Genomic DNA, 20,169 nt, shown 5'->3' with positions numbered 1-20,169 from the left:
TCTCAGCAGGGCTTGATGGAGGTGGGGGATGGTCACGACATCACCTGCCTCTTTTTGTTTTTAAAAAATATGTGGGAGTGTAATGCTATTTTTGCATAGGCAGCAAGGGGTTAGGGTTTAGGTTAGATCGTATCATTTCAGTAGGCTCAATTCGCAATACATCCGCGTGACTCCACCCGGATATGTCCATCCTCTACATAATATGTGGCATCGATAACGTGGCAGATGACTTCCATCCGTTCAAAGAGACCTTCGTCAGTCAGCTCGGTCGTAATGCGGCACTGCTCGATAGCGTGCTCGTCAAAGTCGATCGTTACGCCGTACATCGTCTCCAGCGTTCGGAACAGTTTCGCCACGGGCTCGTTCGTATAGACCAGCGTGGTGCTCGGCACCGGCACCAATACGGCCGGGCTTTCTACCAGTTGCTTCTCTGCTATACCTTCCTGACGTTTGTAGACCACCTGCTGGTTGGGTGTAAGAATAATTTCCTGTGACGATGTGATGCTCCCTGGCAATGCTTTCGGGAAGACGGAAACTTTGCCCGTGCGTACCGACACGACAATCTCCTTCCGGTCGGCATATGCCTTGATCACGAAGCTCGTACCCAATACCCGTGTAGTGAGTTCGTTGGCATGGACCAGGAAGGGGTGCGCGGGGTCGCGTGCTATATCAAAGAAGGCTTCGCCCGAAAGGAATACCTCGCGTTGGCTGCCAAAGGTCTCCGGATATCGCAGCTCGCCCCCCGGTTGTACGACAATGGCACTCCCGTCTTTGAGGGGTACCCGCACCGGTTCACGTGTGGTGTTGATGAAGCGTATGAGATTGCCATCTGCCAGGCGCATCGGCGCATCGCCGGTGGTTGCGGGTGTGAAGTACTGGTATAGCAGGAAGCTGCAGCTGATCAGCAGCGCCACCGCTGCCGCTACTTTCCAGTAACTGAAACCAGGTTTGGCAGATGACTCCGCCAAAACCTGATTATCAATCTTAACCCAAAGATTGTTCTTTATGGCGTCCCGGGCATGTTCCGGGATATCGATGTCTTGCGATTGGAGGTTGTTCATCCAATGTTCGACAAGCCGTTTTTCCGCAGCCGTGCAGGTGTTGGTGTTGTAACGTTCCAGTAGGGAATCAAATTCTTTAGCGTCCATCGCGTCGGTTCGGTTTATTTGGCCTTATCTGGAATAGAAGTCGGATAAGTCGGGATTTACCGTAAACCACGGACGAATATTTTTTGCAAGGTCGGATCTAGCTGATTTTCTTCGTTTTAGCGCAATCGGTTGAGGTGTTGGTGAGCATATTGGCTGAAATAAGCGGAGACGACTGTTAGTGGAGCGTGGGAAAAACCCCACATATCCCCGTCCTTCTACACGGGCTTATGTCGGGCTATACTCGGAGAATACACGGGCTCAACACGGAGACATCCCCGCTGTTGAGGGGTATCCGCAGCAGTCCTTCAAAAAAGAAAAACCCAAAGCAGGAGGGAAATGATATAGTCTTTCAGATGCGCGCGAAGCTGCTTCAAAGACTTTGTAAGATGATATTCGATGGCGCGCTCGGACAATTTCAGGAATTGCGCGATCTCCGATACGGAGCGCCCTTCGAGCCGGTTCAGGCGAAACACCTGCTGCGACTTCTCGGGCAACTGTTTAATGGCTTGCTGTATTTCAGCATTGAGCTCGTCAAATGCCACGGCGCTGTCGGTTTCATTAGCGCTGGTGGGAATAAAAGTGCGGTAATGGTCCCAGTATTTTTGGTGGACGATCTTCGAGCGGATCTTATCGATCAGTTGTTTCCGGACAGAACCCAACAGGTAGTGGGCGAGGTTCACGACCTTGAGCTCCTCGCGTCGTTTCCACAGTTTCAAAAACAGCTCTTGTACGAGCTCTTCCGCCTCTTCATGCTCGCCGGTGCTCTTGAACACCATCCTGTACAAGCGGTACCAATACCGGTGAAAAATCTCCTCATACGCCGCCTTATCGGACTCCCGGATAAGCTTCAAAAGCTCTTCATCGCTATGGTGGCGGAGTGGTCGCAAGGTATGCTCAGGTAAAACTCGTGTATAAGTTTAATGTAAAAAGAGATGAAAATCAATTTTGCTGTACGGGGTCGCGACCTGTAAATCTGGGGTCGTCTCTGCAAAGCACGGGAATATCAAACGATTTCGGAATAAGTGTACCCGAGTTTTTTATGAGATCGAATACCACACATTGTTGAATTTCGCAACAGGTGTGTGGAACCGCCCTTCTAAGATTTTCCCCATTTGTTACCTGCCACAACGCCATTTGACCACTAAATAGGGCTTTTACCCACCTTTTGCGGTGTGGCATGAGTTTACCTTACGTCCAAGCGACTTTACAAACACTTTAATTATGAGGATTTTTTTTTACGCTAGTTGTCTTTGCGTTCTCTCCGCCACCGCGGGCTGGGCGCAGGACCGACAACCGGGTGACACCACAAACACACAACCTCCGGTAACAGACACCACCAAAATCTCCGAAGAGGACAAAGCCTTTATGGCACAAACCGATTCGTTGATTCAAGTCGACTCGACAAAGGCCAGGATCGCAGTCGATAGTACCCGTACCGATAGTACCACAACCGATAGCACGCGCGTAGCCGCCCAGGATACGTCGACCGTATCGACCGGCGCATTTCGCGTAACCGGTATCGTATCCTCGCCGGAAGAAGGTGCTGTTCCTGGCGCCAGTGTTATGGTGAAGGGTACTACCAAAGGCGTTGTGACAGATGCAGCCGGTAAATATACCATTATGGTCGAAACCGGTCAGGAGACGCTGGTAGTATCATTCGTCGGACTTGCTGATAAAGAGATTCCCATCAAGGGGCAAAAGAATATCGATGTATCATTAGAGCCAGAACAGAAAGTCCTGAAAGAAGTTGTCGTCGTGGGCTACGGCACGATGGACCGCGCAACGCTGACAAGCTCCGTATCCACCATTGGCGGCGAGCAGATCGAAAACGACCTGCTGCCCAGCGTGAGCCAGGCCATACAAGGTAAGGCTGGCGGCGTGCAGGTGACACAGCGGGGTGGCTCACCAGGCGGTGGCGTCAGCATTCGTATCCGCGGAACGACTTCCATCAACGCCGGTTCTGACCCGCTCTATGTAGTGGACGGCATTCCGGTCAACAGCACCACGAACTTCGTAGGTGGAAGTGACTTTAACTTCGGTGGCGGTACCTCGGGTATCAACATCCTATCCGCCATTAACCCAAGCGATATCGAATCTGTCGAGGTGTTGAAAGACGCCGCGTCATCGTCTATCTATGGTGCCCGCGCGGCCAACGGTGTGGTGCTCATCACTACCAAACGTGGCAAGCCCAGCACCAATCAGATTATGTTAAACGCTTATGCCGGGGTGTCACAGATGCCGAAAGAGCGGAAGTATGAAATGATGAACACCGCCCAGTATGTCGATTACATGGCCGACTACTATAAATACCTGGGTACAGATCCGAATCCGGCGGTCATGTCTACAGGCGTAGACACCGACTGGCAGGACGAAATATTCCGCACGGCCCCTATGCAAAACTATGAGCTTGCTGCTTCGGGGGGATCTGAATCCACCCAATATTACACTTCACTCGGCTATTACAAACAAGAGGGTATTTTGTTAAACTCATCCTTCGAGCGCATCAGCGGCCGCATGAACGTAGACCACCAGTTCAGCAAACGCTTTAAGCTCACTTCGAATATCAACCTCACGCGCGCGATCAACAACCGCGTACAGGAGGAAAACTCGAAAGAAGGTGCTACCAAGAACGGGTTTGTGACACCGCCGAATATACCGGTGCACAATGCAGACGGATCGTGGGGGCTTGACCAGGTCGTATTATCACGCGAGAACCCCGTGGCCATGCTGGAGCTGCCGGTAAATATTGCCGAGACCTTCCGAATTCTGGCCAACACGGCGCTGGAGTATCAGATCGTTCCAGGGCTCAGCATCAAGACCAACTTCGGCGCGGACATGAGCTATATCGATGAGCGCTTCTTTATGCCGGGCACAGGCATCCGCGCGTTTGTCGTAGACAAAGGCCTTGGCGCAAGCCGCAGCACACGCGATCAACTGTGGGTAAATGAAAACACCCTTACCTTTGATAAGCGTCTGAACGATCTGCACCACATCAACTTACTCGGCGGTATTTCCTTTCAGGGATCGAAGCTGACCTATGTAGATGCTCGTCGTTCAAATTATAACCGCACCGACATCGAGTGGATTTCGGCAGGCGGTACTGTCACGGGCGCATCCGCCGGTGCACAGGAATGGGCGATCGCATCCTACTTTGCGCGTGCTAACTACGGGTTCAAAGATCGTTATCTGTTGACTGCCAACTTCCGTGTAGACGGCTCGTCACGCTTTGGCGCCGACAATCGCTACGGGTTCTTCCCGGCAGTAGCTGCCGCGTGGCGGATCTCGCAGGAGCCTTTCCTGGCCGGCAATAAAAACATCAGCAACCTGAAGCTACGTGCCAGCTGGGGTATTACCGGCAACCAGGACATTGGCAACTACGCCAGCTATTCCCTGTACTCAGGCGGTCGTAACTACCTCGGTCAGCCGGGTTATATTCCATCAACCCTGGGTGATCCGAACCTGGGGTGGGAGACCACCGAGCAGATCGACATCGGAGTTGATGCAGGTTTCCTCGATGACCGTATTACCTTATTGGCCGATTACTATATAAAGAACACGTCGGATCTGTTGATCGGCGTACAGATACCGCGTACCTCCGGTTTTGCTACTGCCCTCCGTAACGTCGGGGAGATCCAGAACAAAGGCCTGGAGTTTGAGATCACCTCGCGCAACCTGGTGGGTGCATTCCGGTGGACAACCTCCCTCAACATGACCTTCAACCGCAACAAAGTTGTGTCGCTGCCCGATGGAGACATTCTTGGTGGTTTGGGTAACTACCTGAATATTGCCCGCGAAGGCGAACCGCTCGGTTCCTTCTTTGGCTATAAAATGGTGGGTGTCAACACCACGACAGGTATGATCGACTTCGAGCACAACGATGGGTCGGTCGGCCCGCCGACCTTCCCGGAAGATCGCAAGATCATCGGCGATCCTAATCCCGATTTCTTTGGCGGCATCACGAACACGTTCTTCTACAAAAACTTCGACCTGAGCGTAATGGGCCAGTTCTCTTACGGCAACGATATCTTTAACTACAACCTGTTCAGCGTGCTTTCCGGCAGCGGTACCTCCAACGGTCTGGTAGACTGGACACGCCGCTGGCGCCAGGAGGGTGACGTGACAGATGTGCCGCGCCCCGCGCCGGCCAGCTTTGACAACGCCACCATCTCCACCCGTTTTATCGAAGACGGATCGTTCTTCCGCCTGCGCAACATCACACTGGGTTATACATTGCCGACGGCCATCACCGACAAGTGGCACATCAAAGCTCTGCGTGTATACGCCACGGTGCAGAATGCCTACGTGTTTACCAACTACCGTGGTTACGACCCGGAAGTGGGTACCTCGCAAGGCGGTGCCTCCAACCCCGGCCTGATCTACGGATATGACTATGGCAGCTATCCGCAGCCGCGCATCTTCACCGGCGGTTTTACCATGACTTTCTAATTTGACGCTACCATGAAAAAATTCAGTTACTATATCCTTTTAGGAATCGCATCGCTGGCAGCAGTTTCCTGCAGTGACTTTCTGGACAAAGAGCCCATTGACCAAATCTCGGCCGACCAATATTTCACCGACGAAAAGAGTGTTAACTCGGCGATGGTTGCGCTCTACAACTCCCTCGTGAATGCGAACTACTATGGACGGGCAATGACCATCATCCCCGAGTTCGCCGCAGGGCAGGTGGTGAGTATTCAACAGTATCCGGAATACATGGTGTTCACCAGCAATACCGTGAACATCGACAACCCCTGGACACTAAACATCTGGGCAAACTCGTATGCTACGATCAATGCGGCCAACAACATCCTGGCGTTGGAATCGGAAGATCGCGCAGGCGAAGTAACCTTTGCAAACGACTCCACCCGTGCGGGGCTGCTGCGTGAAGCCAAGTTTATTCGTGCGCTCACGTACTTCAACTTGGTGCGAAGCTTTGGTGACGTGCCGTTGATTACAACACCCACTTCGTCCAGCTCGACCGACTTGAAAGTGACACGCACACCGGCCGCAGAAGTATACGATCAAATTGTTTCCGACCTCAGTGGCTACGAAGAATTGCCGAGCCGTTACACGGCGGCGGCAGACGTGGGACGTGCCACCCGATGGGCGGCGGAAGCGCTGCTGGCAAAAGTAAACCTGTATCGCGGCGAATACCTGCAGGCTGCAAACCTCGCGGGCGATGTAATCATGAACGGCGGCTACTCCCTGCCCGAAGCGTATGGCGACGTGTGGACGAAGGAAAACAGCACAGAGTCTATTTTTGAGATCCAGTATGATGCGCAGGTACAAAACGAGCTGGCGAAGAATGTTGCCCAGACCGGCGGGATCTTCTCTACCAGCAAGGCCATCTATGACGAGTATGATGGATCGGACGTGCGCCGGGACTTTAATATCCTGCAAGTGGGTGAGCAGTACTACATCGGCAAATATCCCGCGGGACCGGCGGTACAAAACCTGCCGATCATCCGCCTGGCCGAGGTATACCTGATTTACGCCGAAGCGGAAGCACGCAACGCCCAGAGCGTTACCGACGACGCATACACCTACTACAAAGCTGTGCGCGACCGCGCCGGCCTGGAAACGGAAGACGTCAGCACCTTTACAGATTGGCAAGCCTTTGTAACGGACGTGCAGCATGAGAAGCGGTTCGAGATGATGTTTGAAGGCGAAGCATGGTTCGATTACACCCGCACGGGGCTCGCCCTGACAGAAATGATGTTGAATCCTGATGCCGGACGTTTTGTATTTCCCATTCCGCAGGCAGAGCGTGATCTCAATCCCAACCTGGGGCAGAACGACGCCTACCTTGCTCTATAAAAAACACAGATCAACATAAGCAAAGAGGCCGTCTCATGTGATTGAGACGGCCTCTTTTTGTATAATAGCGTTACGGTCATCGAAGTTGTATAGTGGCCATAAATTCATGCTCAGTCGTTTGTTGCGAGATGATAAACGGATCTTCTTTGCGAATCGTATCTCCCTTGTTAATGATGGCGCCGTTATACAGCAACGGAACATTTGCATTCCAGCGTAGAAACACGATCTGATCGAAACCTTTTACCTCGCTCGTCAGATCGTTGTCACCCTTCCTGATCCTGATCTCTTTTTCTTCCATGGCAGGTTGTTTGATGGGAAGTAAAGTAGAAAAATTTGATCGCGAGAACAAATTATGACTCGCTAAAAAACACGGATGTAGAAAAAATTCCTCGTACAGGAATGGCCTCTATCAGGGAAACGTGGCACAACATTTCACGTATACACTCCTAAAAGACACGATCATGCAACGTACCACATACCTTTCCACACCGTACGACCGCCAGGCGCTCGACGAGCTTCGGCAATGGCAACGCGACATGCAGCGCAGGCCGTCGCTGCTCAACATGCTATCCCGCGGCATGCAGCAACGCGTAAATCGCATCATACCGGAGAAAGTGCATAGTGCCTTGACCACAGCCATCAAGCAAATGACGCGGGCCATGATCTTTGGTGCGAAGATCTCCAATCGCCCCGCGGTGCGCGAAGGATCGCTCCAGGAACGCGAACGCGTTGTGATGGAGCGGATACGTGTCTACACCAACACCGCCGCAACAGAAGGCGCCATCACCGGTGCAGGCGGCTTTTTATTGGGACTCGCCGACTTTCCTCTTTGGCTTAGCATCAAAATGAAAATGTTGTTTGAGATTGCCGCCGCATACGGATTCGAAACCCGTGATTACAAAGAACGTGTTTACCTGCTGCACATTTTTCAACTCGCCTTCTCCAGTCAAAAACACCGCAATAATACATACGCAACCATGGCGCGCTGGTCGGAAGAGAAAAAAAGCTTACCCGACGACATTAACCAGTTCGACTGGCGGAGTTTTCAACAGGAGTACCGCGACTATATCGACCTGGCAAAGTTGTTACAACTCATACCTGGCATCGGTGCGGTAGTCGGTGCATACGTCAACCATCGGCTTACCAACAAGCTCGGTAAATTTGCCATGAATGCATACCGCATGCGGTGGCAGGAGATCAATGTGCTGCCGTTGCAATCCGAAAGCGGCGATGCTCATCTCCTGACCCCATCTTACGCGTAGATACGCTACCCGCGAAGTATACCTGTAAAATAAGGTATTGAATTAGGGTGTTTTTCCGGAGAATGCAAGGTGCGGGTACATATCGCCGCCGCGGATAGTACCTTGCATGCACTTCCCTGACCCGGACCCCTCTATGCGCAGTAGAAATGTATTTCCGGCTGTAATCATACTATCGTGCTTGTTCTCCGCGAATGCCAACGCCGTCGCGTCACAACAAGAGCCTATCCAGCATTTATTAATCCGCGCGAATCAAGTATACCAGCGCGGCGCATATGATAGTGCGTTGTTTTTGTATCAAACTGTCGCGCAAAGAGGGTTGCTCGCCAATGCTATCCAACAGCACATGGCAGCCTGCACGGGTATTGGCAACGTCTTCATGAAGCGCCGGGACTATGATCACGCCACGTTATACCTGGATAGTGCTCGTTCCATGGCCATCCATGCAGGTAATGGCACCAAGGAAGGAGCAGATGCTTTCTATGCGTCGGGCGTGTTGTATGACCTCATGAACCATCCGGAGAACGCTATACAATTTCACCGGGAGGCCTTGTCAATGCGTCGTGAGTTGCTCGGCAATGACCATGTGCTTGTAGCTGAAAGTTACAACGGCCTGGGCGAAGTATACCGGTACACCTTACGCGACTATGCTTCGTCAGAAGAGAATTTCCAGCATGCGATTGAAATCCTGACAAGATCTGCGACGCTTGACCTCAAGCAGCTCTACCGCAGCTATTACAACCTGGCGACGACTAATCGGATCAAGAACGATTTTGAAAAGGCAAGTGGATATGCCTTCCAGGCCATTGGCGCGCTGGAGCGTATGCGTCCGGTCGACACACCTGCACTGATCCGCTGTTATGGCATGTTGGCTAATATTTACAACAATCAGGGGGCGCATGATAAGTCTATCGTGTACTACCGAAAGGCGATTGGTCTGCGTCGTGCCAATGGAACCTTGTATACAACCGAAATGGCCAATGACTACCGGAACTTATCGATTGCCTACACCGACTCCAAACGGATCTCACCGGCGCTGATCTGTATCGATAGTGCACGTCATATATTGATGACACGCAATGTACACGACTCTGTGGAGATCGCCAATGTATTGACCATCCGTGGCAAAGCATTACACGCCGCCGGCCGATACGGGCAGGCCCTGCAGCAATTCAGCCAGGCACTCGCGATGCTGGAGGATTATGCCGATGCCAATCCACTGGACATGACCAATGTCTGCCGGCACATCAGCGAGGTGCTGGAAGAAGAAGGAAAATATAAGGAGGGGTTGCTCTATCTACAACGAGGTATTTGTATTGCCGTGGATGAAGAAATGCAGGCGTCAGATGATATGCGTAATCCTTCGTTTGAGCGTCTGAAGAATATTCCGCAGTGCTATCGCGAACTATCGCAAAAAGGTGACCTTCTGATGAAACTGGCCGCCCAGCACGGCCAGCCATATACCTACTGGCGTTTGGCTCTGGACTGTTTTAAGCTCGCGGACAGGCTGATGGATCTGCATTGGGAAGCACAGGACCGCGAGAGCTCACGCTTGCGGTTTGTCGGTGTCAATTACACCATATATGAGAATGCGCTGGCATGTGCTTATCACCTCTATGGCCGCACGGGCGATGCGCGGTATATTGGCGAAGCCTTTACCCTGATCGATAAAAGCAAGGGCCGCATTTTGCGTGTACGATTGGAAGAAGTAGGCCGGCAGTTGCAACGACAGATCCCCGATAGCATGATGCAGCAGGAACGTACCATCCGGCACGCCATCACCACGTTACAACAGCGACTAAGCACACAACATGGGCTTTCGGACTCTCTTGAACGTGTCATCAACACGTCCCTGGTGACAGAGGAAGAAAAGCTCCGGCTGTGGCAAGAACGGATTGGCGCAAAATATCCCGGGGCCGTGGTGGTCGATCAGCCTTCCGGTCACCTTGAGCTTAGCTTGTTGAAGAGCAAACTGAGCGATAATGCTGTTTTTGTCGAATACTTTACGGGAAAGGCGTATATCTATGCTGTGGTTGTTTTTGCCGGCAAGGAGCACTTGTTACGCCTTCCAATCGGAACGATCGAAGAGGATGTGCGCACCCTGGGCGAGCTGTTCGCGGCAGGCATTCGTGAGAAGTTGCTTCAGGATGACTATGCCGTATATACTCACCTGGCTAGCCAATTGGGAGAAACGCTGCTGGCTCCTGTTTTCCGTGCGTGTAATCTAAAAACAAATAAGGCATTGCCTCCGGTATTTATTGTCCCGGATGGTATTTTGAATCTGTTACCGTTCCAGGCGTTGTTGTTGACGCCGCCCAGTCAGGAAGGGGTTGTCGATTATCGTCAACTGGACTACCTGGTGCGCCATACGTCGGTGGCGTATTCATACGACGCTGCTTCGCTCTTTGCCAACCCGGAGGAACGCTCGCAGCGCCTCAACCTACTGGCCTATGGGTGGTCTGACGGTACCGAGCAAATTGCCGGTAGCCTACCCGGGGCACACCAGGAACTAAAGGCAATTTCCGACATCATGCGGGGCACGTTTATGGAAGGCAAAACAGCCGGTAAACGCTCGTTCCTGGAGCACGCGCCGGACTATGCCATTCTGCATCTCGCCCTGCACGGTAAAGCCGACGCGCAGGACATCTATAACTGTTATTTGCAATTCCAGGATGACAAGCTCTTTGCCCACGAACTATACAACTTGCGGCTACAGGCAGACCTGACCGTACTCAGCGCCTGCGAGACCGGCTATGGTAAGTCCTTTCAGGCAGAAGGTGTCTATAGTGTAGCGCGTGGTTTTTTCCATGCCGGCGCACGCAATGTAGTCATGTCGCTGTGGCGCATCGATGACGGCACGACGGCTTCGTTGATGCAAAAGTTTTATGCAGGCCTGGGGCAGGAGACGATTGGCACGGCGCTGGCCCTGGCACAGCGCGAATATCTACAGGAAGCTGATCAGTATACGGCGCATCCCGCGTATTGGGCGGGAATGGTATCGTGGGGAAATACTCACAGGATTACGCCGGGAGAGGATGATCCGTTTTTATACAGTGTCGTGAGCGGTATGATCTTTCTGGTTATAACTGGAACTCTGCTTCTCACCTGGAAAAAGGTGAGAAGCAGAGTATCTATACCGGGGTTATCGGCACCCGCAGTGAAGTATTTGAAAGAGAACGTATAACAGCAATGATAGCGCGCCGGTCGCTGCCGACGCCGTGCGGATCATCATCATCGGGCGGCTGTCGTTGATGTCGTTGGTACTATCCTTTTCGTTTCGTGCTGCCATGGCGTGTAATGGTTGATTTGGTGTTGCTTAGCGTCGCGGCTATTTTCTTTGTCGGCTTTTTCATCGCCGGCCGCGTGTCATTAATGTCACGGGTACTGTCGGTTGTGTTGAGGGTTTTTGTTTTTGACATAATAGTGGGAGTAAGGGTTTTTATATAAAATAGACTATTCTATTTTCTGTAGTATCTCGCGCGCCCGGTCTGCATAGCTGCCGCCTTCGTCCACCAACGTGTGCAGTACACTCTTTGCGCGATCGGCGGTTCCGGCCTTGAGGTATGTCATGGCCAGGTACCATTTTGCCTGGCTGGCGATGTGGCTATCCGCACCGATGGACAAAAAGGCCTTGCCCGCGGCGTCCAACGAGTCCAGGGCCAGGTAACAATTTCCGAGGTATAGGCGGATGTTGTCTTGTTCCTGGCGGTTATCCCCCGTCAACGCGTGAAAGAGTTGCAGTGCTTCCTCAAAGCGGCCCGCGCGGTACGCGGCAAAAGCCTTCTCCCGTGTTGAGGTTGTCGTTGTATTCGGCTCGCTGCGCACCGAAGGGTTAAAGACGTCGGGATACGGTTTATAGTATGTTTCGTACAAAGCCAATGTCTCTGTTGGCGTGGGACGTAACAACAATACCGAGCCTACGATCAGTATCAATACCGCGGCAGCGGCCCAATAGGCATACGAGCGATGCAGCGGTACGATTTTCTTATCCCGCGCAATATCGACCGTGTTTGCCTGATTCGCTGTAAGCGTGTCTGTTCCGGCCTGTACTTTGATCTCTTGCTCCCAGCCACGAATCGTCTCGGCAAACGGCTGTTGTTTACCGTAGTAAGCAATGCCGTCCATGATCTCGCGGTAGGAGCGTACTTTTCCCGCAAAGGCGGCATCGGCCTGTTGCCGATCCAGAAATGCCTGACGCTCGTCCGGGCTCAGCTGGCCCTTGTGATAATTTTCAATCCATTCAAATTCCAGTTCCTCGTCCATCTCGCAAAATTTTATACCCCTCTTATGCCAGGCTGTCGCGCACAATGTTGTGTTTGTCGACAAGCTCCTTCAGTTTCTTCATACAAAGATGTTTCTTCTTTTTCGCCACCGATTCGCTCTTAAAGTTCAGTTCCGTGGCGATGGATTCCATCGAAAAGTCCCGGTAGAAACTGAGTACCAGTACATTTCGACAGGTCTCGTCGAGCTGGTTGAGCAATCGCACGATCACCTCCTTGCGGTAGGCATCTTCCATGTCATAATCAATACTGACGTGCTCCATCGATCGCTCGTGTACGTCTTCCAGCGACGTCCTGTTCTTAGGCTCTTTATTTAGCACCTGCAGCATGATGTTGCGGCCGATCGAGAACAGGTAAGTGCTGGCTTTGATCTCCTGCATCGCAACCTTGTCTTCCCGTACGTTGAAATAGAAGATGTTGAACGACCGCTGGTAGGCGTCTTCCACGTCCTCTATCCGGCAGTAATAGCGCCGGCTAAACCACGCCAGGAATTCAGGCCTCATATAGTTATACAGCGCTTTCAAAACCAGGTGATTGTCTTCCTTTATATCCTTTATCAAAGACCGAATCCGCAAGTCCATTATAATTATTCCTTTGTCCATCAAAATAACAAAAGGTTCTCCTAAAAACCATTTTTATTTTCTGTCGCCTGTCGACCGGAAAGATAGTTGAAAGAAGTAAAAAAAATATTTCCTGTTTCTGGTAACCACTTGCTTTCTCACCGGACAAAGCCTTGAAATATAAAAAGGAATTCCCTTAACCCCCTTTGTATATGATTAGGTTACTGGTATGTGTCGCGGTGTATTGTCTTCTTCCGGTGCTCACGGCATCGGCCATCGTCAAGTACGACGAAGGCAGGATCGAGGTCAATGGCATCCAGCTGTTGCAAGACAGCGAGAATAGCAACGCATACTATTACATACCCCCTTACCCACGGGTGTCGGTACTCGAGAACGGCGACTTTGAGTTTTCGTGTATCAAATACACCGGGGGAACACGCGAGAGCTCAGGTGGGCTGTTTCATGTACTGGTACAATTCTCCCTTTCTCCGAACGAGGCGCGTTTGCTGGAAAAAAAATTACGGGAGAGATTCCCCAAGGCATCGCTAATGGGCGCGGTGCCGATGCAGGAATACGACGATCGTGAAACAGCCCCGGGCTTCCGTATTGTATCGACAATACTCAATCCCAGCGGCGACAATCCGTTTACCGCCCGGGTCATTACCTCTGGCAGTGCACCATTCTTACCCGGCTCGAAGGCCGCCATCGCCGCACACTTGCCACCCGAAGGGGCTACATTGCTGTGGGAATCCTTTAGCAGCGCTACCTCGGATGTCTCCGTCGTCGTGGAAGGCTACTTCCGCGCCAAGATCAAAGCGTATAAGGCACGGGTGAACGCCGACCTGGAGCTGGTATACAATCACTTCAGTTCGTTTAAAAACAAACAGTCGGGCTTCAGCCGCCAACAGGCCTCGCACGTGCTCGACAGCTTATGCCAGACAGGCGCCATTACCATCGACGTGGCGGATATGAGCGCCGGCCTCGACGTCAAAAGTGAAGTATACCAGAATATCCTCAATATTATCACCGAGCGGGTACTCGACACCATGTTCGATGTCAATACCGGCTGGGCAAAAGCGCCCGCGGCCACTACCGCGGCACAACCGTCAGACCTCAAGGAGCGGTACCAGCGCGGCGCCTTCGTTCGCTTTTTCGTCGGCGACGGCACACAGCAATATATCCCGGACGACCAACTGGTCTTAAAGTCCAGGAAGGAGATCCGCAGCTTTCACTTCACGCTGGACATGACCCAATCCACGGTCATTAAAGTACCGGTATATTCCGCAGGGAACATTCGTGGCTTCTACGATGCCTTTAAGGACGACAAACGTTACTTCCGCATTGTCGACATGAACGATCCCGACTTCCAACAACGCGATATCCACTTTCAGATCGACGGCGCCTTTACCCATGCCTTCGGTGACATTATCGACCAGGCTTCCATACTGGTGCAGAAAGACTATCCGGATACAAGCGCCAATAGCTACAGCGGTGTGGTGCAGTTCAACAAGATGGCTATCGACTCGGGCAACATTGTAAAATCCCTGACCTACCAGCGCCTCGGCGACCGTACCAATGGCTGGCTGCACTATAAATACAAAGTAGGGTGGAAGTTCATCGGCGTCGACAGCATGGTAACGACACCGGCCACGGGCTGGCTTTCAACCGATCTGCCATCGGTGTCTATACAGCCGCCCATGAAAAAGACAACCATCGAGCTGGGTGTCGATAAGCAGCTCATGGACGACCGGAAGATTCAGACAATTAGTGTCCGGTTCGCATCCATCTTATTCGGACGGCCCTATAAAGGAAAGATGCTGTTGCTGCGGAACAGCGACACCGAGCCGCCTAAAGCAACGATATACCACGACGCCGGGCAACCGATTGTATACCAGGTAAGCTGGTATTCCGGCAAAAAAAAGGTAGAGGACGACCTCAAAGTCCTGGCCGACGACTACCTCTTTCTGATACCTCCCGACATGAAATAAATACCATGAAAAAGATTGGCTTTATACTCTTACTGGCAGGCATGACATCCCTGCGACTGGCGGCCCAGCCGGTATTGATCGAGGAATATGTCGAAGCCGCGGGGCTGATCTGCTTCCCGGTATATGGCGACACCCTCACGTTCAAATACCTGCCCTCACGCGGGCGGCTGGCCACCGGCGCCAACGACCTGCCCGAGTTCTCTTTCCTGCAATACGCGATGGTTAAGACAGACGGCGCCGCGAGCAGCAGCGCGATTACCGAGGCCAATGGCGGCGGTCTGATCCATTTCCTGGTGCTGTATGATACACCGGAGGAACAGGTGCGCAAAGCCGAGAATGAGCTACGCCGGAAGCTGAAACGTCGCGACCTCAAGCTGACGAGCCCGGTAGAGATCACTGCCGGCAAGTTTATGCTGGTGTCGAGTCTGCTCATAGACGGTAAAGAACAAAAAGAGCTGATCGGTACGGGCATCGCCCCGGTATTTCAAAACTCTAAGGTGGCCTTTTCCTTTCTCGTAGAGCCGCTCAAAGCACAGCTACTGCTGGAGAGCTTTAAGATGAATACACCGGATATCTCCATAACGTTCGACCTCGAGTTCTCCGGGCTGACCAGTGCGTATAACGGCCAATTAGTCGTAGACTGGTCGCAGGTGCAGCAGAGTGAATATTCGCACGAGAGTGTTGACGCGATCTTTTACAGCCGCGATGTAGAAAAGACCTTTGGCTCGTTGGTGCAGAACGGCGCGATCCGCATGGAGTCGTACGGCAAAGACAGCATTGCTTCCGATCTGCTCACCGTTGCGTATGACCGGCTGTTGAAGCTCATGTTCGACCCCGTTCGTCCGGACTCGATTCCCCCGGAAAAGACCCGCGGTGTGCTGGACGAGATCTTTGGTAACCGCGGCCTGTTGGGCAGCCTTGTCGGTGGATCGGATGTCTATAAGAAACATACCGTTCGTACCAGTGGCAAGACCGTGGTACAGATCAACAGCCGCAAGCTGGTGTCGCGCCACCACCTGTTGACATTCAACATCGGCGACCTGCACAAGCGGTATGGAGCCGACCAACGCATCTTCCGCAAAGTGGCCATCGACGACCCCACCTATCAACAGCGCGAGGTGCTGGTGAATCTCGACGGCAGCATCCGCGACGAGTTTGAGAACATGATCAACAGTGTAAGCGTGACGCTGCGCAAGCGCCATCAGAATGGCGACGAGACCCTGCGGGAGATGTTCCTCAGCCAGGCATCGCTGAAAGATTATACTGGCAATTCCAAAATGATTTACCTCAACAAGAACGACGCTAACCGCACCGACTGGTTGCAATATGACTATAACACGCAGTGGCACTTCAAACGCGACGGCAGTTACAGCACGGGATGGGTATCGGCCAATACGCCTGTCATCAATCTCCATGCGCCCTATAAGTATCGCCGCATAGACCTGATGGGCGATATGGGCGCCCTGCAAAAAGCCGGTATCGTAGCCGTGGCAGTAGATATTGAATATCCTTTCTTCGGCAACATGCGCAAAGATCGGGTGACCATCAAACCGGGTAAGCCCGGTAAGGATGACGAAGATTATAGCCTGGAAGCGATCCTGCCCCTGGGCACGGACAAAGTAAACTACAAGGTCACCTGGATCTATAAGGAAGGTAAGAAAGTCGCCGTCAGTGGCGAGGACGAATACGGTGTTATTCTCATCGACGAAATCCCTGTAAACAACTAATCGCTATGAAGACCGGCCTCGCACTGTTCCTGCTCTTGCCCTTGCCGCTGTTTGGTCAGCTGTTGGAGGAATCCTCCCGCGTGGCCATCCCGGTAAAGGGAACCACGGTGGTGGTATATGCCATGGTCGACTGTGCGCACTGCTACTACTACCTGCCGCCGGCGCTGCACGTTTCACAACGTCAGGACACGCAAGTGTTGGAAGCCTCCTTCATATCCTGGGAACAGGAGGGGGGCTCGCCGGCGGGCGGTATATTCCACGTACTCACCGACTGGGGCTTACCGGCCCAGGGCGAAGACAGCGTGCAGACAAAGCTCCGCGCACGGTACGACTCGCTGGCCGTATTGTCTGGCCCGGCCGTGGTACGCGCGGCAGACGAAGGCGTGCGCGTTGTCGGCAAAGACAGCCTGACTACGATCCTGACACGCAGTCTGCAACGGACACAAGTGCCGCCATCTACGCCCGGTGCGCGTATGGCCTTGTCGTTCCGGTTTGATGCCGATGGCGTGCAAGAGTTCAAACGCTGTCTGCGCGCGCCCGATGGCGTTACCGCTACGCTGGCTGTCACCTACTACTATAGACTGCGATCGGCACGCGGGGCGGTGCTCGATCGCCCGGTAACGCTGCAACTGCCCTTTAAGACCATTCTCAAACAATTAACCGTAACGCCATGAATACGATGCGCCTTCTGCTCTGCATACTGTTTGTCGTAACCATCAGCCAGGTAGCGGCCAGGCCCACGGACATTTACCTGGTGATCTATACCACGCACGATGGCCACACCGGCCACGTGGGCCTGGCCGTCGACAACTACAAGATTGTGGTGCGCGACACCATCATCAACCGCGTAAAGACCACGTACAATGATACCATCCGTACGTTGTCGCTAACCTACTTCGACCTGTGGGGGCCTGCCGAGATCCGGTGGGATGAACACGGCGACAACCTGGCATCACGCTACTTTACCTTGCCACGCTCGTCGGCAGAGACCCGCATCACGGCGGACTATCTCCTCACCCGGGGCCTGCCGCACAGCTACGACTATCCCTGCGATGCGCTCGTCCGCCTGCACACCAGTCCGATGATGGATGCGCGCCTGAAAGAGATCGCCGCCGGCATTCAGGAGGAACGGCCGTACTTCAACTCGCGCGAGTACAACTGTACGGACTTTGTACTACTGTGCCTGAACCGCCTGCTGCATACAAGCCTGGAAGCAAAAGAATATATACCGTTTACCTGGTCGTCCACCCCCAACGAATTTTACAAGACCGTCGTCGCACAACTGCCGGTGCAGATCATCAAGGCTGCCGGCGACGAGGTCGGAAAATCCTTCGTCCAGGAACGCCTCATCAACTCTGTATTATTTAATCAATCTACACACCATGAAAAGACCAATGATTAATTGTTTCGTGCTGATCGGATTTTTCCTGTCGGCATGCCTGACTGGCTTCTGTCAGGTTCTCGACTCTGAGAACAAGGTAGGCATTACCTTATCTGACGGACTCCAGGTGATTGCCTACGGCCGTGCCAACACGGCCTCCAGCTCGTCCTACAACTTTTTCTCTAACGAGTATTATTACTTGCCTACTAATCTGCGGCTCTCCAAAAAGGAAGACGGCACGCCGGAGTTCATCTTCGTAAAGTATACGACAGAAGAGACCGTAGCGGCCGGTGGCGTACAGGGCGCCCTGATGCACTTCCTGATGGAGTGGGGCTTAACCCCCGCGCAGGAAAAAGAGCTACAGCAAAAGATTGCCCAAAAGATTGGCGATCTGAAGAGTGTTAACCCGAAATATTCGCAAGTAAAGAACCCCAAAATCGTCGGCCCGGTTACGCTGAAGTCGGACATCGAAGGAGAGACCTTTCGCATTATATCGGGCACGCTGACCAACGAGAAGTTTACCCCCAATATGGTCACCTCGGGTAAAGCCGCGCTGGTGCCGGGCGCCAAGATGGCCGTAGCCGCCATATTGGAAAAGAACGGTGCGCAGTTGCTGGCCGCCACGTTTGAGAAGGCCCGTTCGATCACCGACGTGTCGCTCAGCCTGCGCTTTGCATACGAGGTACTAACGCCTGCCGTAGATGGCCTCATCACCGTGAACTGGACGGAGATCAGCCGGATCTACCAGGAGTACAGCCGCGAGTATTCGCACACCGATAAAGATGACGACACCATGCCGTTCAGCAACAGCTTAAAGGACGATGAGATTACCGATACAGAAAAAGATTCGCTCGTCAGCTTCCTCATGAAGAGCAAAGCCGTGGTGATCAAGCTCGACCAGTTGAAGCCTGATAACCCGATCGCTAAAGAAGTAACAGATGCTTTTATGGAATACTTTCTGTCGTCTGTAGCGGAAAAGGATTTTGCAGAGCCGGAAGAAGGCAAGCCGGTGAGTCCGGCGGCGGGTGAACGTTATCAGCCGTCAGAAGACCTGTATAAATATACATTCAACACCAAGCGGATTGAAAGCAAAACGAAGATTGGAATAGAAACCTATAGCCTGAAGCTGCGTATTCCCGTGGTCCACGAATCAACACTGACGGAAAACCTGGCCTCGTGGTACGATGGTGTGAAGCACAACGCGAAGTGCGTTACGTCGGTAAATCTGAATGACCCCTTCTTCCAGCACCGCGAAATACACCTGATCCTCGACGGTCAGGCCGAGCAGATGTTTGGTGACGAAGTCAATGCCGTATCGGTCGACATCCGTAAGAAACGCAGCAATGGCAACAGCTTCCAGGACGCGATCACCATCGACAAGACCACCCTGGCAAAAGGCACACTGGCCAGCCTGACGTATGCCCGCGGCGAAGATAAAAACCCGGACGTGTATGAATACCGTACCAGCTGGAACCTGAAAGGCAACATCTATCCGCCCGAACCGAAGTGGGAGAAAGGCGACTGGAAAGGTATCAACCTGACCGCACCGGTAGTACCCCGCACCATTCAATTCGAAGGCGACCTGACACAAATGCAGGAGATGGGCATTCCCCGCGCGACGCTGCAGCTGCGCTACCAGAAGTTCGGCAAAGAAGTAGAAACCAACATTCCGCTGACAGTCTCCAAAGGACAGGGACTGATCGAAAAGACAATCTACACCGACAAGGACACCCGCGGCTATGTATACCGCCTGATCCTCACGCCGAAGACCGGCGAGAAATGTGTATTGCCCTGGGAAGCCAAGATCAACGACGACTATGTGTTTGCCGTGATTCCCGACCAGCTCCGTGACAAAGAATCTGAAATATTCAAGCAAGCCGTAGAGCTGGGCAAGACTATCATTGCGCCCAAGGACGGCGAAGTAAACAAAGTTGACAAAGTGCTGGACGGCTTCAAGGAAATATTTGATACCGTTAAGAACTGATCGGATAAACAGGCGTTGGCTGCGG

At 52.8% G+C, this 20,169-nt stretch carries 15 protein-coding genes; 9 read left to right on the top strand and 6 right to left on the bottom strand.

Features of this window, described 5'->3' with window-relative positions:
• Window positions 1-146 precede the first annotated feature (146 nt).
• Together KK062_RS15480 and KK062_RS15475 are read right to left on the bottom strand one after the other, a co-directional pair.
• Window positions 147-1,148, bottom strand: coding sequence for a FecR family protein (locus KK062_RS15480; protein WP_254085226.1), 1,002 nt, complete (start codon window positions 1,146-1,148; stop codon window positions 147-149).
• A 305-nt stretch (window positions 1,149-1,453) separates the two neighbouring features.
• Window positions 1,454-2,035, bottom strand: coding sequence for an RNA polymerase sigma factor (locus tag KK062_RS15475; protein ID WP_254085225.1), 582 nt, complete (start codon window positions 2,033-2,035; stop codon window positions 1,454-1,456).
• 334 nt (window positions 2,036-2,369) lie between these two features.
• Here KK062_RS15475 and KK062_RS15470 point away from each other — a divergent pair, with 334 nt between their 5' ends.
• Together KK062_RS15470 and KK062_RS15465 are read left to right on the top strand one after the other, a co-directional pair.
• Window positions 2,370-5,594 (top strand): SusC/RagA family TonB-linked outer membrane protein, encoded by a 3,225-nt coding sequence (locus KK062_RS15470; RefSeq protein WP_254085224.1) that lies wholly within the window; start codon window positions 2,370-2,372, stop codon window positions 5,592-5,594.
• Between the two features lie 12 nt (window positions 5,595-5,606).
• Entirely contained in the window at window positions 5,607-6,965 is a 1,359-nt protein-coding gene (locus tag KK062_RS15465) for a RagB/SusD family nutrient uptake outer membrane protein (RefSeq protein ID WP_254085223.1), read from the top strand.
• Window positions 6,966-7,041: 76 nt separating this feature from the next.
• Here the strand turns inward: KK062_RS15465 and KK062_RS15460 are convergent, their stop codons facing one another.
• Window positions 7,042-7,263, bottom strand: a complete 222-nt coding sequence (locus KK062_RS15460; RefSeq protein ID WP_254085222.1) for a hypothetical protein — start codon at window positions 7,261-7,263, stop codon at window positions 7,042-7,044.
• A 163-nt stretch (window positions 7,264-7,426) separates the two neighbouring features.
• Here KK062_RS15460 and KK062_RS15455 point away from each other — a divergent pair, with 163 nt between their 5' ends.
• Both KK062_RS15455 and KK062_RS15450 read left to right on the top strand, forming a co-directional pair.
• Complete coding sequence (locus KK062_RS15455; protein WP_254085221.1) at window positions 7,427-8,227, top strand: EcsC family protein; 801 nt, start codon at window positions 7,427-7,429, stop codon at window positions 8,225-8,227.
• Window positions 8,228-8,360: 133 nt separating this feature from the next.
• Window positions 8,361-11,408, top strand: a complete 3,048-nt coding sequence (locus KK062_RS15450) for a CHAT domain-containing protein (protein ID WP_254085220.1) — start codon at window positions 8,361-8,363, stop codon at window positions 11,406-11,408.
• 79 nt (window positions 11,409-11,487) lie between these two features.
• Here the strand turns inward: KK062_RS15450 and KK062_RS15445 are convergent, their stop codons facing one another.
• Genes KK062_RS15445 through KK062_RS15435 form a run of 3 tightly spaced genes read right to left on the bottom strand, consistent with a single transcriptional unit; the run spans window position 11,488 to window position 13,007 of the window.
• The gene (locus KK062_RS15445; protein WP_254085219.1) at window positions 11,488-11,643 is read right to left on the bottom strand and encodes a hypothetical protein; all 156 of its coding nucleotides are present in this window, start codon (window positions 11,641-11,643) and stop codon (window positions 11,488-11,490) included.
• A 34-nt stretch (window positions 11,644-11,677) separates the two neighbouring features.
• Window positions 11,678-12,487 (bottom strand): hypothetical protein, encoded by an 810-nt coding sequence (locus KK062_RS15440; RefSeq protein WP_254085218.1) that lies wholly within the window; start codon window positions 12,485-12,487, stop codon window positions 11,678-11,680.
• A gap of 22 nt (window positions 12,488-12,509) precedes the next feature.
• Window positions 12,510-13,007 carry a sigma-70 family RNA polymerase sigma factor gene (locus KK062_RS15435; RefSeq protein ID WP_254085217.1) on the bottom strand — a complete coding sequence of 166 codons (498 nt, stop codon included), beginning with the start codon at window positions 13,005-13,007 and terminating at the stop codon, window positions 12,510-12,512.
• 269 nt (window positions 13,008-13,276) lie between these two features.
• On the opposite strand from KK062_RS15435, the gene KK062_RS15430 reads away from it, so the two are divergent.
• From KK062_RS15430 to KK062_RS15410, 5 genes are read left to right on the top strand one after another with little or no spacing between them, the layout of a single operon-like run.
• Window positions 13,277-15,052 carry a hypothetical protein gene (locus tag KK062_RS15430; RefSeq protein WP_254085216.1) on the top strand — a complete coding sequence of 592 codons (1,776 nt, stop codon included), beginning with the start codon at window positions 13,277-13,279 and terminating at the stop codon, window positions 15,050-15,052.
• A gap of 5 nt (window positions 15,053-15,057) precedes the next feature.
• On the top strand, window positions 15,058-16,779 hold the full coding sequence (locus KK062_RS15425) for a hypothetical protein (protein ID WP_254085215.1): 1,722 nt from the start codon (window positions 15,058-15,060) through the stop codon (window positions 16,777-16,779).
• A 5-nt stretch (window positions 16,780-16,784) separates the two neighbouring features.
• Window positions 16,785-17,453, top strand: coding sequence for a hypothetical protein (locus tag KK062_RS15420; RefSeq protein WP_254085214.1), 669 nt, complete (start codon window positions 16,785-16,787; stop codon window positions 17,451-17,453).
• Window positions 17,450-18,181 carry a hypothetical protein gene (locus KK062_RS15415; RefSeq protein WP_254085213.1) on the top strand — a complete coding sequence of 244 codons (732 nt, stop codon included), beginning with the start codon at window positions 17,450-17,452 and terminating at the stop codon, window positions 18,179-18,181. Before KK062_RS15420 ends, KK062_RS15415 begins: the two co-directional genes overlap by 4 nt.
• Window positions 18,162-20,144, top strand: a complete 1,983-nt coding sequence (locus tag KK062_RS15410) for a hypothetical protein (protein WP_254085212.1) — start codon at window positions 18,162-18,164, stop codon at window positions 20,142-20,144. Before KK062_RS15415 ends, KK062_RS15410 begins: the two co-directional genes overlap by 20 nt.
• The last annotated feature ends 25 nt before the right edge of the window (window positions 20,145-20,169 follow it).

The sequence above is a fragment of the Dawidia cretensis genome (assembly GCF_018598175.1).
In the GTDB taxonomy this organism is placed as follows: domain Bacteria; phylum Bacteroidota; class Bacteroidia; order Cytophagales; family Cyclobacteriaceae; genus Ohtaekwangia; species Ohtaekwangia cretensis.
The sequence above is the reverse complement of the archived record's forward strand: the minus strand, read 5'-3'. Positions and strand labels throughout refer to the sequence as shown.

Bases quoted from the DNA above. Each gene is read 5' to 3' on its own strand.
- KK062_RS15435 (WP_254085217.1), bottom strand. From the start codon at position 13,007: ATGAGGCCTGAATTCCTGGCGTGGTTTAGCCGGCGCTATTACTGCCGG.
- KK062_RS15455 (WP_254085221.1), top strand. From the start codon at position 7,427: ATGCAACGTACCACATACCTTTCCACACCGTACGACCGCCAGGCGCTC.
- KK062_RS15470 (WP_254085224.1), top strand. From the start codon at position 2,370: ATGAGGATTTTTTTTTACGCTAGTTGTCTTTGCGTTCTCTCCGCCACC.
- KK062_RS15440 (WP_254085218.1), bottom strand. From the start codon at position 12,487: ATGGACGAGGAACTGGAATTTGAATGGATTGAAAATTATCACAAGGGC.
- KK062_RS15420 (WP_254085214.1), top strand. From the start codon at position 16,785: ATGAAGACCGGCCTCGCACTGTTCCTGCTCTTGCCCTTGCCGCTGTTT.
- KK062_RS15460 (WP_254085222.1), bottom strand. From the start codon at position 7,263: ATGGAAGAAAAAGAGATCAGGATCAGGAAGGGTGACAACGATCTGACG.
- KK062_RS15410 (WP_254085212.1), top strand. From the start codon at position 18,162: ATGAAAAGACCAATGATTAATTGTTTCGTGCTGATCGGATTTTTCCTG.
- KK062_RS15425 (WP_254085215.1), top strand. From the start codon at position 15,058: ATGAAAAAGATTGGCTTTATACTCTTACTGGCAGGCATGACATCCCTG.
- KK062_RS15430 (WP_254085216.1), top strand. From the start codon at position 13,277: ATGATTAGGTTACTGGTATGTGTCGCGGTGTATTGTCTTCTTCCGGTG.
- KK062_RS15480 (WP_254085226.1), bottom strand. From the start codon at position 1,148: ATGGACGCTAAAGAATTTGATTCCCTACTGGAACGTTACAACACCAAC.
- KK062_RS15450 (WP_254085220.1), top strand. From the start codon at position 8,361: ATGCGCAGTAGAAATGTATTTCCGGCTGTAATCATACTATCGTGCTTG.
- KK062_RS15445 (WP_254085219.1), bottom strand. From the start codon at position 11,643: ATGTCAAAAACAAAAACCCTCAACACAACCGACAGTACCCGTGACATT.
- KK062_RS15415 (WP_254085213.1), top strand. From the start codon at position 17,450: ATGAATACGATGCGCCTTCTGCTCTGCATACTGTTTGTCGTAACCATC.
- KK062_RS15465 (WP_254085223.1), top strand. From the start codon at position 5,607: ATGAAAAAATTCAGTTACTATATCCTTTTAGGAATCGCATCGCTGGCA.